The organism is Chryseobacterium sp. VD8 (assembly GCF_037149975.1).
Lineage (GTDB): Bacteria > Bacteroidota > Bacteroidia > Flavobacteriales > Weeksellaceae > Chryseobacterium > Chryseobacterium indicum.
On record NZ_JBBCQL010000130.1, the window covers coordinates 1 to 12,613 of the forward strand.

Below are 12,613 nucleotides of genomic sequence, written 5' to 3' on the forward strand. Positions count from 1 at the left end.
AAGTCCTAAACAACCAGCTCCTGAGAATCCTCCAGGGTGGGAACGCAGCAAAGGTAATCGGTGGTAGCGGTGTGAATTAGGTAGCTTGCCATTTTTTATTGGTTTAAGGTGAAGAGAGGTAATTGGATAATTATCTTTTTTTGTTTTTATATAATTCAACATTTTGATTTCTGTTTTCAAATTACCTCCCAACATTTATTTAAAATTCGAACGTCTCCCCCAGTTTTGGTAAAACAAGTTCTACATTTTTATCTTCAAAATGCTTTAATGCACTTTCATGATTAATTTCAATAGCAGGGAAAGTATCAAAATGACATCCGATCACTTTTGGAGTTTTTAATAATTCTGCTGCTGCAAATGCTGCTTTTCTCGGGCACATTGTGTAGTGACTTCCGATCGGAAGGATGGAAAGGTCTAAATTACCGTATAACCTTGGAAACAGCTCCATATCCGCCATTACTCCGGTATCTCCTGCCATATATAGGTTTTTACCTTCAGGAAGTCTGAAAATATAACCTACAGGAACACCGCCATAGCTTCCATCCGGAAACGAGCTTGTGTGATGAGCCGGAACCATAGAAATTTTAAGATCATCGATTTTTGCCGATCCTCCTAAGTTGACATCGTCTGTATTTTTTGCATTTTTAAAATATCCGCAGATTTCAGGAACTGCAATGACAGTTGCTTCAGGATGATGCTGTAAAACTTCCTCTACATCCGCAATGTGATCTCCATGAGCGTGAGTCAATAAAATATAATCGATCTTCTGTGCTGAAATATCGAATCCTGATTCTGCTTTTTTATAGTTGTAGAATGGATCTGATAAGATTGTTTTGTCTTTGTACGTGAACAAAAAGCAATTTTGTCCTAAGTATTGTATTTTCATTTTAATTTATTTAAAAATTATATTTTGATTTAGTCTGAAATTGTTGAATTAAATAAAATCTGAAATATTATGAAGCCGGTAAGCATCAAGATAAAAATCTGGATAATAAGGAATTCCTTTATCAGCTTTATTTTTCCTGCTAAAAAAAGCACCGCCATAACCGCGTTTGCCAAAACAGCAATCAGGATTAAAAATGGCAGAAAGGCAATCTCTGAGAAAGGCGCCCCATCCTGCATTTCATTAATTAAACTGTAAATTATAATGAATGCTGCTGCTACGGATAAACAGGATGTAATTTTTAAAGCGGTCATATTGTTATTTTAACCAAACAGATTAAGTCCTGCTGCGGTAAGAGCCGCAATCATAAACGTCATGATTCCTACCTGTTTCAGGAAAGGATCCAGTTCTCTCGGATTTTTTACGGTCATAATCTTTCTTCTGATTTTCATTAAAGGAATCATTAAGATCATCACAATAAACACTTTGTAATTCTGAGTCTGAAAAAAACCATTGACTCCTAAGAACAACAAAATTAAAATCAGAGGAAGCTGCAAAAGAATCATTTCATAAATCATTGCATTTTTAAAGCCGATTCTCAGTGCAAAACTGTTTTTCCCTGATTGTTTATCGCTTTCAATATCTCTCATATTGTTAAGGTTCAGAACAGCCATGCTCATCATTCCGATTGCGGTTCCGGGCAATAACATATCCCAACTGAACGATTTGGTAAACAGGAAATAACTTCCGCAGACAGAAACAAGACCGAAGAAGATAAATACAAAAATATCTCCCAATCCCATGTATCCGTAAGGTTTTTTACCCACCGTGTAACCAATTGCCGCTAAAATGCTCAAGATTCCCAAACCGATGAATATGTAAAATTCATTCATATAATCGGGAATAAACGCCACATATAAAAGGGCTACTGTCGCTACAAAAGATAAAACGGAGAAAAGAATAACTGCATTTCTCATCTGTTTTGCCGTAATTTTTCCTGAGGCTACTGCTCTTGCTTCTGCTTCTGTCGCTCTTTTGGCATCAGTTCCTTTTATTCCGTCTCCGTAATCATTGGCGTAGTTTGAAAGGATCTGATATAATAAAGTTACGACTAATGCCAAAGCAAAAATTCTCCAGTCCCAGATTCCGCCTTCACCATAAAGCCTCCATTTTGCAATGAAAGCTCCCATAATAATTCCACTGAGCGACAGCGGCAACGTTCTAAGCCTTGCGGCTTTTATCCAATCTTTCATAATGTATAAGTAATGAGTAATTGGTAATAAGTAATGTTCTTATTGCTCATTACTCATTGCCAATTACTTATATTAAGATATCCACTGATCGTCTCCGAAATTCGGTTTTCTTTTTTCAAGGAATGCATTTCTTCCTTCTTTTGCTTCCTCGGTCATGTACGCCAAACGTGTTGCTTCACCTGCGAAAACCTGCTGCCCAACCATTCCGTCGTCTGTAAGGTTCATGGCAAATTTCAGCATTCTGATGGAAGTCGGAGATTTTGCAAGAATTTCCTGTGCCCATTCATAAGCTGTATCTTCCAGTTCTGCATGAGGAACCACTTTATTTACCATTCCCATTTCGAAAGCTTCCTGCGCTGAATAATTTCTGCCTAAAAAGAAAATTTCACGGGCTTTTTTCTGTCCTACCATTTTTGCAAGATAAGCAGATCCGTAACCACCGTCGAAACTGGTAACATCGGCATCGGTTTGCTTGAAAATTGCGTGTTCTTCGCTCGCTAAAGTTAAATCGCACACTACATGAAGAGAGTGTCCTCCACCAACAGCCCAACCCGGAACCACTGCGATCACCACTTTAGGCATAAAACGGATGAGACGCTGAACTTCAAGAATATTCAAACGGTGTCTTCCGTCTTCTCCTACATATCCCTGATGTCCTCTTGCTTTCTGATCTCCACCGCTGCAAAATGCCCAGCCTCCGTCTTTCGGACTTGGTCCTTCTCCTGAAAGCAGGACAACACCGATTTTCGGGTCTTCATAAGCGTCATAAAAAGCATCGTATAATTCTGAGGTTGTTTTTGGTCTGAAAGCGTTACGAACTTCCGGTCTGTTGAAAGCAATTCTCGCTACCCCATTACATTTTTTGTACGTAATATCTTCGTATTCTTTGGCGGTTTTCCACTCAATCATTTTTGTAAAAATTTTTCTCAAAGATACGGAATTGCAGAGAATTTTAACATTGATTTTTGATGATAATCGTTGGAATTTTGGTTCGAATATCAGCTGTTTTTTGATGCTAGAAATTATTTAACGCAAAGTTTTTTAAACCAAATCAGATAATCAATATATAATGGAGTTCTTTTTCATCCCGCAGATTTTTGAGATTTGCGCAAATTGACTGAGGATATTTTTACAGGAAAATACATTATGTTTGTCATTCTGACGAAGGAAGAATCTCAACAATAAAAATAGATTTTCCACTACAGTATACTTCTTTATGAATAACAGAAATTTAATACCAAATATACTGTTTTGGCTAAAGCCAAATTGAATGATGAATATTTGGAAACTAATATTATTTCAACACAAAACCCGAAAAGATTTTTTGAAGAATGAATTTGGGTAATAGAAACAGATTCTTCAATACGCTTCGCTTCTTTCAGAATGACAGATATCTAATACTACATTATTAAAGCAATTAAATATTTGTTTCTATTGAATAAAAAAAACCGAAACAAAAACGTTCCGGTTTATATTTAATTGTAAGTATCTGAAATTATTTAGCAGGTTGTTTTGCTGCCAATTCAGCTTCTTTAGCTTTCATTTCGTTATACTTTGCTGTATTCTTAGCTGTGTTGTAAACATCTTTCATGATCTGAACAGCAGTAAGATCTGTCGGCATTGCCTGAAGCCATTTTTCTCCGTAAGGAATTGCTTTGTTGAATCTTTCCTTTCTCGCTTCAATTAATTTTGTAGCGTCATCCGGTTTTGTTTTTCTTAATGCATTGATTTCAGATACAGCTTTTTCATCATCTCCGATTACTGTGTACACTAAGTTCTGATATGCATTGGCAAAATCAGGTTTCAATTCGATTGCCTTCTGGAAAGATGCAATTGCTTCTGCAGTTGTTGCAGGATTTTTTGCCTGAAGAACCCCTAAATTATACCAATTGGTAGCATCGTTAGGATTTTTAGCCAACTGTTCTTTCAGGTTCGTCATGAATTTTTCTGTATTTCCTGATGCATACAATGCGCTTCCCTGATATTCTTTCAATTTGGCACTGTTTGGAAATTTAGCCAGTCCTTTTTCAATTAATGCTAAAGCTTCATCATTTTTCTTTGCATTGATTAATAAAGTTGCTAAAGTCTCATATAAATCCTGCTCAACACTTGGAGACTGTTCTGTTTTGAAGTCTGAATAATCTTTTGAAGATGTTTTCTTCAGTAATTCCCAGGTATTTTTATCATAACTCGCTACCTGACCTGTTTTGTTATCTTTTGCAGTATAGGTGGTTTCAACACCTGTATAACCGGAATTGATAAGGTCTGTATATATTTTTGTAGCCTGAGGGATATCGTTTGCCAAAGCATAATTCAATCCTGAGTAATACATATATACTTTATTGTCCTGCCCGTTTGTTTTCAGTAAGTTATAAACTTCCATGAATTTAGGAGCCGCTGCTGCATAATTTTTCGCATTGTAAGCGTCCATTGCAACTTTATTGGCTTCCTGCAGTTTTGCATTAACATCTTCTTTTTGTCCGAAAACGAAAGCAGATGCAACAATAGCTATACCTAAAATTAGTTTTCTCATAATCACTATTTATATTAATTGTACAATATTATTCTTCAGATTCAGAATTCTCATTTCCTTCTGCCGGATTTTCGTTTTCCGCCTGAGGTGTTTCTGTATTGTTTTCCTGGTTATCAAATAGCGATCCTACAGCTCCTTCTTCGTTTTCTTCAGAATCGTCTTCTACATCTTTATCCATTTCTACTTTTGCAATCGCAGCAATTTCGTCATTCTTTTTAAGATTAATCAGTCTTACACCCTGTGTATTTCTACCCATCACTCTCATTTCGTCCATTCCCATTCTGATGGCAACACCGGATTTGTTAATAATCATCAATCCGTCTTCATCTGTTACGTTCTGAATAGCAATAAGATTACCTGTTTTTTCAGTAATATTCAGCGTGATAACTCCTTTTCCTCCTCTGTTGGTAATTCTGTAATCTTCTACCGCAGTTCTTTTTCCGTATCCTTTTTCAGACACTACGAGTACGGTTTCTTTTTCCACGTCATTCACAACAATCATACCGATTGCTTCATCGTCTTCATCCATGGCAATACCACGAACACCGATTGATCCTCTTCCTACTTCTCTTACCTTTTCTTCAGGGAAACGGATACATTTACCGTTTTTGGTAGCAATCATGATCTGCGATGTGCCATTCGTTAAATAAGCACCTAACAACTGGTCATTATCTCTGATCTCAATAGCATTTACCCCGTTTACTCTCGGCCTTGAATACGCTTCCAACGAAGTTTTCTTAATGGTTCCGTTTTTCGTTACCATCACAACGCTCATCTGGTTTACATATTCAGAATCTTTTAAGTTGTTGGTTCTGATGTAAGCTTTGATCTTATCATCCGGCTCAATGTTAATAAGGTTTTGTACCGCTCTTCCTTTTGCTGTTTTGGAGCCTTCCGGAATTTCAAATACTCTTAACCAGTAACATCTTCCTTTTTCGGTAAAGAAGAGCATGTATTGGTGGTTGGTTGCCGAAACAATATATTCAAGGAAATCTGCATCTCTTGTGGTTGCCGCTTTGTTTCCTACACCGCCTCTGCTCTGGATTTTGTATTCAGAAAGAGAAGTTCTCTTAATGTATCCTGCGTGGGAAATGGTAAGAACCACAGATTCATTCGGGATAATATCTTCGATAGACATTTCACCACCTGAATAATCGATTTCGGTTCTTCTTTCGTCTCCGTATTTTTCTTTAACTTCAATTAATTCATCTTTGATGATCTGGAATCTTCTTGGTTCGTTTGCAAGAATATCTTCCAAGTCTGCAATTTCTTTCATGATGGCATCATATTCATCACGGATCTTGTCAAGCTCCATTCCTGTTAAACGTGCAAGACGTAAATCAAGAATTGCCTGAGCCTGAATTTCAGAAAGTTCGAAAGCTTCGATCAATCCTTCTTTCGCAGCCTGTGGATTGGCAGAATGACGGATGATTGAAATCGCTTTATCCAAAGAATCCTGAGAACCGATCACTTTCATGAAACCTTCAAGAATGTGCGCTCTTTCTTTTGCTTTTCTAAGCTCAAACTGAGTTCTTCTTACGATAACTTCATGTCTATGCTCTACGAAATGATGAATAATGTCTTTTAAGTTAAGCTGCTCCGGTCTTCCGTGAACCAATGCAATATTGTTTACACTGAAAGAGGTTTGAAGTGCTGTATATTTATAAAGTAAGTTCAGAACAACATTCGGGATCGCATCATTTTTAAGTTCATAAACGATACGAAGACCTCTTCTGTCCGATTCGTCTCTGATTTCGTAAATTCCCGGAATTTTCTCTTCTTTTACCAGTTCCGCAGTTCTTGCAATCATTTCCGCTTTGTTTACCTGATAAGGCACTTCATTTACGATGATCGCATTTCTGTTTCCGATTTCTTCAAAAGCTACTTTTGCTCTCAAAACTACTCTGCCACGACCTGTATGGAACGCATCTCTTACGCCGTCGTATCCGTAGATAATTCCCCCTGTAGGAAAATCCGGCGCTATGATGTGCTGCATGAGTTCATCAATAGTAATTTCTCTGTTGTCGATATAAGCGCAGATTGCGTCTACAGCTTCCGATAAATTGTGCGGAGCCATATTTGTCGCCATACCTACTGCGATACCGGAAGTTCCGTTGACTAAAAGATTCGGGATTTTTGAAGGTAAAACCGTCGGTTCCTGTAAACTGTCGTCGAAGTTATTCTGAAAATCTACGGTTTCCTTATCCAGATCCGAAAGAACCTCATCAGAGATTTTTTTCAGTCTTGCCTCGGTATAACGCATTGCAGCAGGCGGATCTCCGTCCATGGAACCGAAGTTCCCCTGTCCGTCTACCTGCGGATAACGCAAGCTCCAGTCCTGAGCCATTCTTACCATTGCATCGTATACAGAGGAGTCTCCGTGCGGGTGATATTTACCTAAAACGTCTCCAACAATTCTCGCAGATTTTAAATACTTTCGATTAGAAAAAACCCCTAATCCATACATACCGTAAAGTACTCTTCTATGAACGGGTTTCAAGCCATCTCTTACATCCGGCAACGCTCTGGAAACGATAACCGACATCGAATAATCGATATAAGATGACTTCATTTCATCAACAATGTTGATAGGAATCAGTCTTTCTCCTTCTTTTTGCATAAACAATTTTATTATAATGATAGTCAGATCCTTAGCTATACGACTGAAAATTATTTTTTTTGTATTTTTATTAACGCGCTAATTTACGAAAAATTTGCCGATTTTTGCGGTAAAATTTATCTATAGAATCTTAAAAATTCATAAAATATGAGCATATTAAGCATAACGTTCCACTGCACAAAAAATAATCTTGAAGCCTGGGAAAATTACATGGATGAAACTTTGGTTTTAATGACAGAAAATCTGATGGACGTTAATCAATATATCCTTTCTGAAGTACACAGTGATTATATTGAAGAAGGCAAAAACTATAATCTTCTGCTTATTTTTGATAATGACGAGCTGAGAGAAGATTTCATCAAAAGCGAAATGGAAAATATTGCTGAAAGAATTGAGGCAAAATTCGGACAGGAAGTTATGATTTTCAATACTTTTCTGAATCCTAAGAAATCGAGGCTTTAAATATTAAGGCTAAGATTAAGATTAAGGTTGACATTGAGATTTAATAAAATAAAAAGGCTGTACCGATAGTTATACAGCCTTTTGTATGTAAATAAATTATTAAAATTCATTATTTATAAATCGATATTCAGAAACCAAATCTGTATGGTAACTAACAAAAAAAGCACTGAATTTCTTCAATGCTTATATTCTATTTATAAATTAACAATAACTACAGGTCTTGCCGGATATACTCTTTGCGGTGTTGGAGCATAATATACCCTTCTTACAGGTCTGTAATAATGCTTTTTATAATAACGTTTCGGAGGTCTTTGGTACACTACGGTTCTGTAATACGTTCTGTGTGGACCTTTATAATAATGTTTTTTAGGACCGTGTCCATAACCATGTCCTCTTCCGTGACCGTGACCTCTCTGCAAAGGCGCGGCGCTGTATAAGGCAAAGGAAAAAACGATCAGGAATACTCCCAAAATTTTAGTCAGCATCTTCATAAATATATATTTTTCAAATTACATCATGAAAAATTGCAATCCGGATGCCAATAATCGGTTTTTCTTATTTCTATGTAAACATTTAAGAAAGTTTATTATTTTTTATGTTAAAATACCACCTCGCTTCTTCTTTCAAGCATAATTACATCTTTCCACCCGCCATTCAGCTTTCCTATTTTCTTTCTTGTTCCTACGATTCTGAAACCATTTTTCTGATGTGCTTTCAGCGCACCTTCATTTTCCGGAAATATATTCACCTGCAGAGTCCAGAACCCATGATCTTCACTGTCCAGAATCATCTTTTTCAGCAAAACAGATCCTAAACCTTTTCCCTGATACTCATTATCAAAATAAACACTTACTTCTGCAACTCCTCTATAACTTTCTCTTTTGCTTACAGGCTTCAGCGCACACCAGCCAACCACTTCATTTCTTTCATTTTCCAAAACCCAGCGGCAGTCATTATAATAATCCATATTCCATGCTTCGGCAGTCGGAACAGTTGTTTCGAAGGTAGATTTTCCGCCTTCAATTCCCTGTCTGAAAATTTCTAACACTCTGGTCTCGTCTTTAGGAAGCATTTCTCTAAGTTCATAGTTCATGGTTAATGATATTTTCGTTTGTTTTTTCTTTTAATTCTTGAATAATGCGTCTGTTTGCTTTTGTTATCCTCAGAAACCACACTGATATTTCCATCCACTTCCAGTACGGCAAGTCTTACCTCATCGAAACCTCCGACACCATGTTCTCTTACTGCTTCTTCCAGCTCATCCGAAGTTATTTTTACTTTATTTAAAGCCTTTTCGTCAACAATGCCATCTTTGATAAGAATAACGGGATCTTCTTCCATAAAACTTTTAAAAGAAGGACTTCTGAACATGAATCTTTTTAAGGTGAAATTAGCCGCAAAAAGAACCAGAGCAGCAATTAAACCTCCCTGAAGCGAGGTGTCCTGTCCTACCATGGCATTCTGAACAGCATTTGAAATCAGGAGCAGCAGAACAACATCTCCCGCGTTAAGCTGCGAAAGCTGATTTTTCCCGAAAACACGGATTCCGATCACCATGAAAAGATAAACACAGAGAGAGCGCAGAACGACATCTAAAATGGGATTCACAACAGTTTCTATTATACTGTCAAATGTATAAATTTTTACGGTCTGTTGGAGAAGTTGGAAATAAAAAGTTTAGATAGATTGAATTATCATTTGCTGGGTGAATTGTTTATGTTGAATTTATCGAAGTACCTTTGTGAACAAAAAATATTTTCAAAAATTTCAAAACAACTGTTGCAAACTTTGTATTAAAAATATTGGAAGCATAAAAAAACCGCCTTAATAAAGCGGTCTGAATTTGTTAAGGACATTGAGCAATCGGAACTTCACTGCAAACAACTTTGTTGAGTCTTTCACAGTATACACAGTATTGTTTCGGCTGTCCGCCATATACTGATTTCAGATCTGTCTTGCTTAGTTTCTTTAAATTTTTCATATTGTTTTAATTTTGTGATTCAAATATAAAACGAATATTTTTAATTATTATTACAATTTTATGTTTAAAATTTTCATTATTTACACTTAAAATAAAAAAGCCATACAGAATTTGCATGGCTTGGTATAAAAGATTTTATGAATATTATCTGTTGTTGATTTCTACCGTTACAGGCATTACATAAGTGTAGGCAACCATGCTTTCATTTAACTTTTTACGGTCAACTTTATAATCCAGTTCGCTTAAAACTGTTTCAATTTCTTTGCTTACACTTTTACAGTCACCATTCGAATGAACATTAACGATTTTACCGTTCTTGGAAATATCGAATTTTACAACAGAGTTTACAGTTCCCTGCTTGTAATCCGTATTCGAAAGATCAAAATTTTCCATTAAACGGGTTCTTATATCGTTAAAAGTTTCACTTCTGTTTAACTGAATTTCTTCAATTGTATTATTGGCAGATGTTTGTGCTTTTGCTGTATTGATTAGTCCAATGAATCCACAAACAAAAAATGAAGCGATCAATATTTGTATTTTATTTTTCATAACTCTTTGGTTTTAAATATTATATTAAACTTATCTACTGTTTCTTTACCAAAGATATATAAAATAATTTACAATAATTTCACATTGAGTTAACATTGAGTTAACATTGGGATTTAAATAATTGATTTTCAGATAAATAAAATTTTAAAATTTTTGAAAATTTAATATTGGGAGTAATATCTATAAATAAAAAAGGCTAAATTTCATCAACTTAGCCTATATCTTAACACAAATTAATTTAGAATTTGACTTACATGGTGTAAAAGATTTAATAATTTTGGTGTTTTTTCTACAAAGTCTACACCTAAAAAAGTAATATTTTTCCAGTCATTAAGTCTTTTACCTAAATCAAATACTGTATCATGCCATTTTCTTAATGTCGTTTTAGATTCCTGTATTGTAACCTCTGTTTCAGCTTCTTTTAATTCGATCAAATCTTTCATTCCTTCAATAAAAATGTTTTTCCATTCTTCATTCTCTATTTTTAATTGTTGAAACTCTTTTAGTATTTCTTCTGCTTTTAAAACGTCAGGATTTGTTGAATATGAGTTAAAATTGTTTGTTAGAGTATTGTTATTTCCTCCAAACTGATTTCCACTAAATGTTGAACCTTCTCCAAAATTAAACTGTTCCATAATTATATTAGTTTGTAATGGTCTTTTTGTATTCTCTATAAAAATTTTAACCTCTTCGAAATTTAAAGGTCTTGAAAGTGAATTATAATAAGCCTGTTCTGATAAATCAATAAGATGATTTACATAAAAAAATTTCACTTCTTTATCTTTAATTCCTTGTTTTATTTCATGTAATACTATTTGTATTGCGGTATAACCTTCCTCTGATGTGGATAAGTTTGCAATTAAATTTTCGAGATTTGCTTTACTATGATGATAGTCAAAAGATCCCTTATTTTTTTCATCATAAATAATATCAAAAATTTCTTTTAACAGATTTAATTTTTCAAGATTTTCAAATTTTGCAATACTATTGATGTAAAAATCATCCCTTAAATCTGAAGCTACCGTTCCGAATTTCTTAAGGAAAACAAGATAAATTTCTAATGAATCCAAATCATTAAAATAGAATAATAAATCTAAAGCTTTTGAAAAATACAATTCATCCTCACTAGAAATATAGTCTTTAGCCAATTGATGTATAAAATGATTCCCTATATTCTTCTCTTGCATTAATTTTACTGCTTCCCAACATAAATACTTATTTGGATTCTCACAACATTTTTTTAGAAATTCTAATTGATTATGTGTAGATAATAAATCTGTATAGCTTTTTAAAAAATCTTTGTTACCCAGAATATTCTTATTACAAATTATAAATTTTCCTATTTTTTCATAAGTATCTTGTAATTTATTTTTTATAGCATAATTAATATGGTCAGTTAATGTACTATAATCCATTTGTTCAAAATTAATATTTTGAGCAATTTCTTTATCAAAAACTTCCTTATCGTTGATTTTATTAAATATGTATTCTAAATTCTCCTCACCCTTTCCATGAATATTACAATATTTTAGAGTTTTAAGATAAAACTCTTTCGAGTAACCAACATTAAATTCTTTATCAAAAAAGTAAAGCATTTTTAAAATGTAATAATGAGTTTTAAATGTAAAATAATCATCATTTTTTATCGTTAATACATTTTTGAAATCAAAATCTCGCTCAACTTTTAAACTTTCATTTTTGATATATTCTATATGCTCTGGTTTAATTTCAAAACCTTCACTTTTTCTATTTTTAATTTTATTTTTAATCTCATACAGCAAATTAATTTCGCGCTCAAGATAATTTAAAACTTTTTGCTTTGTTATTCCTGTTCGATTTTTTAATCGATTTTGTATAAATCCAAAAACTGAATTTTGTAAGCCGTGAAAACCAGTTTCTTCATACCATTTCCAACTGATTTCGTGAATTTTATCCCAAGTCATTTCAATAACTTCATTATCGTCAAAAACTTTTAAAATCTCACTTGATAATTTTTCTTTATCAAACAGAATCTCAAAGTTTTCTTGAGCGAAGTTTTTCAATTTCTGTCCATTAGAATGAAACTCTTCAGGAGTTGGAAGAAAATCATCAAATGTATAACCTGTTTTTGCTATTTCAAATTCTAAAAGTCTAGCTATTTCAAAATTGTAGTGAGAGACATAGTTTCGGAAGTTTTCAATTTTCGTATTTTCATTTATTTTTACTTTATTTTGTACATATTGTTCAACAAAATACTCAACACCCATTTCAGTAATGCACAATGATAAAATATGATTGGTTGAAGATGAAATACCAAACTTATCAAGTAAGTGATTAAACAAAGGGTATTTAC

The 12,613-nt window shown here is 34.2% G+C and carries 14 protein-coding genes; 1 reads left to right on the forward strand and 13 read right to left on the reverse strand.

Annotation, left to right across the window (positions count from 1 at the left end):
- The 7 genes from WFK35_RS14165 to gyrA form a co-directional block, all read right to left on the reverse strand.
- The coding region (locus tag WFK35_RS14165; protein WP_336733098.1) for a hypothetical protein at window positions 1-180 on the reverse strand (180 nt) is incomplete at its 3' end.
- Window positions 181-199: 19 nt separating this feature from the next.
- Window positions 200-886, reverse strand: a complete 687-nt coding sequence (locus tag WFK35_RS14170) for a metal-dependent hydrolase (protein WP_271161360.1) — start codon at window positions 884-886, stop codon at window positions 200-202.
- Between the two features lie 29 nt (window positions 887-915).
- Window positions 916-1,197: a hypothetical protein gene (locus WFK35_RS14175; protein ID WP_336733099.1), complete on the reverse strand. Its 282-nt coding sequence runs from the start codon at window positions 1,195-1,197 to the stop codon at window positions 916-918.
- A 9-nt stretch (window positions 1,198-1,206) separates the two neighbouring features.
- Entirely contained in the window at window positions 1,207-2,136 is a 930-nt protein-coding gene (gene menA, locus WFK35_RS14180; protein ID WP_336733100.1) for a 1,4-dihydroxy-2-naphthoate octaprenyltransferase, read from the reverse strand.
- Window positions 2,137-2,208: 72 nt separating this feature from the next.
- Window positions 2,209-3,045 carry a 1,4-dihydroxy-2-naphthoyl-CoA synthase gene (locus tag WFK35_RS14185; protein ID WP_076390536.1) on the reverse strand — a complete coding sequence of 279 codons (837 nt, stop codon included), beginning with the start codon at window positions 3,043-3,045 and terminating at the stop codon, window positions 2,209-2,211.
- Between the two features lie 586 nt (window positions 3,046-3,631).
- Window positions 3,632-4,669 carry a tetratricopeptide repeat protein gene (locus WFK35_RS14190; RefSeq protein WP_336733101.1) on the reverse strand — a complete coding sequence of 346 codons (1,038 nt, stop codon included), beginning with the start codon at window positions 4,667-4,669 and terminating at the stop codon, window positions 3,632-3,634.
- A gap of 28 nt (window positions 4,670-4,697) precedes the next feature.
- Complete coding sequence (gene gyrA / locus WFK35_RS14195) at window positions 4,698-7,289, reverse strand: DNA gyrase subunit A (RefSeq protein WP_336733102.1); 2,592 nt, start codon at window positions 7,287-7,289, stop codon at window positions 4,698-4,700.
- A 147-nt stretch (window positions 7,290-7,436) separates the two neighbouring features.
- Between gyrA and WFK35_RS14200 the strand changes: the two genes are divergently transcribed.
- On the forward strand, window positions 7,437-7,751 hold the full coding sequence (locus tag WFK35_RS14200; protein ID WP_087710294.1) for a DUF4286 family protein: 315 nt from the start codon (window positions 7,437-7,439) through the stop codon (window positions 7,749-7,751).
- A 194-nt stretch (window positions 7,752-7,945) separates the two neighbouring features.
- Here WFK35_RS14200 and WFK35_RS14205 read toward each other — a convergent pair whose 3' ends face one another.
- From WFK35_RS14205 to WFK35_RS14230, 6 genes are all read right to left on the reverse strand, one after another.
- Window positions 7,946-8,242 carry a hypothetical protein gene (locus WFK35_RS14205; RefSeq protein ID WP_336733103.1) on the reverse strand — a complete coding sequence of 99 codons (297 nt, stop codon included), beginning with the start codon at window positions 8,240-8,242 and terminating at the stop codon, window positions 7,946-7,948.
- Between the two features lie 107 nt (window positions 8,243-8,349).
- The gene (locus tag WFK35_RS14210) at window positions 8,350-8,844 is read right to left on the reverse strand and encodes a GNAT family N-acetyltransferase (protein WP_336733104.1); all 495 of its coding nucleotides are present in this window, start codon (window positions 8,842-8,844) and stop codon (window positions 8,350-8,352) included.
- 2 nt (window positions 8,845-8,846) lie between these two features.
- The gene (locus tag WFK35_RS14215; RefSeq protein WP_336688885.1) at window positions 8,847-9,359 is read right to left on the reverse strand and encodes a DUF421 domain-containing protein; all 513 of its coding nucleotides are present in this window, start codon (window positions 9,357-9,359) and stop codon (window positions 8,847-8,849) included.
- Window positions 9,360-9,597: 238 nt separating this feature from the next.
- Window positions 9,598-9,732 (reverse strand): bacteriocin-like protein, encoded by a 135-nt coding sequence (locus WFK35_RS14220; protein ID WP_214589847.1) that lies wholly within the window; start codon window positions 9,730-9,732, stop codon window positions 9,598-9,600.
- A gap of 144 nt (window positions 9,733-9,876) precedes the next feature.
- Window positions 9,877-10,281, reverse strand: a complete 405-nt coding sequence (locus WFK35_RS14225) for a hypothetical protein (RefSeq protein ID WP_336733105.1) — start codon at window positions 10,279-10,281, stop codon at window positions 9,877-9,879.
- 233 nt (window positions 10,282-10,514) lie between these two features.
- Window positions 10,515-12,613: hypothetical protein (locus tag WFK35_RS14230; protein ID WP_336733106.1), on the reverse strand; the 2,099-nt coding region annotated here is incomplete at its 5' end.

Excerpts from the sequence above, each read along its gene's own strand:
- gyrA (WP_336733102.1), bottom strand. The coding sequence starts at position 7,289 with ATGCAAAAAGAAGGAGAAAGACTGATTCCTATCAACATTGTTGATGAA.
- WFK35_RS14185 (WP_076390536.1), bottom strand. The coding sequence starts at position 3,045 with ATGATTGAGTGGAAAACCGCCAAAGAATACGAAGATATTACGTACAAA.
- WFK35_RS14220 (WP_214589847.1), bottom strand. The coding sequence starts at position 9,732 with ATGAAAAATTTAAAGAAACTAAGCAAGACAGATCTGAAATCAGTATAT.
- WFK35_RS14205 (WP_336733103.1), bottom strand. The coding sequence starts at position 8,242 with ATGAAGATGCTGACTAAAATTTTGGGAGTATTCCTGATCGTTTTTTCC.
- WFK35_RS14175 (WP_336733099.1), bottom strand. The coding sequence starts at position 1,197 with ATGACCGCTTTAAAAATTACATCCTGTTTATCCGTAGCAGCAGCATTC.
- WFK35_RS14210 (WP_336733104.1), bottom strand. The coding sequence starts at position 8,844 with ATGAACTATGAACTTAGAGAAATGCTTCCTAAAGACGAGACCAGAGTG.
- WFK35_RS14190 (WP_336733101.1), bottom strand. The coding sequence starts at position 4,669 with ATGAGAAAACTAATTTTAGGTATAGCTATTGTTGCATCTGCTTTCGTT.
- WFK35_RS14170 (WP_271161360.1), bottom strand. The coding sequence starts at position 886 with ATGAAAATACAATACTTAGGACAAAATTGCTTTTTGTTCACGTACAAA.
- WFK35_RS14225 (WP_336733105.1), bottom strand. The coding sequence starts at position 10,281 with ATGAAAAATAAAATACAAATATTGATCGCTTCATTTTTTGTTTGTGGA.
- WFK35_RS14200 (WP_087710294.1), top strand. The coding sequence starts at position 7,437 with ATGAGCATATTAAGCATAACGTTCCACTGCACAAAAAATAATCTTGAA.
- menA (WP_336733100.1), bottom strand. The coding sequence starts at position 2,136 with ATGAAAGATTGGATAAAAGCCGCAAGGCTTAGAACGTTGCCGCTGTCG.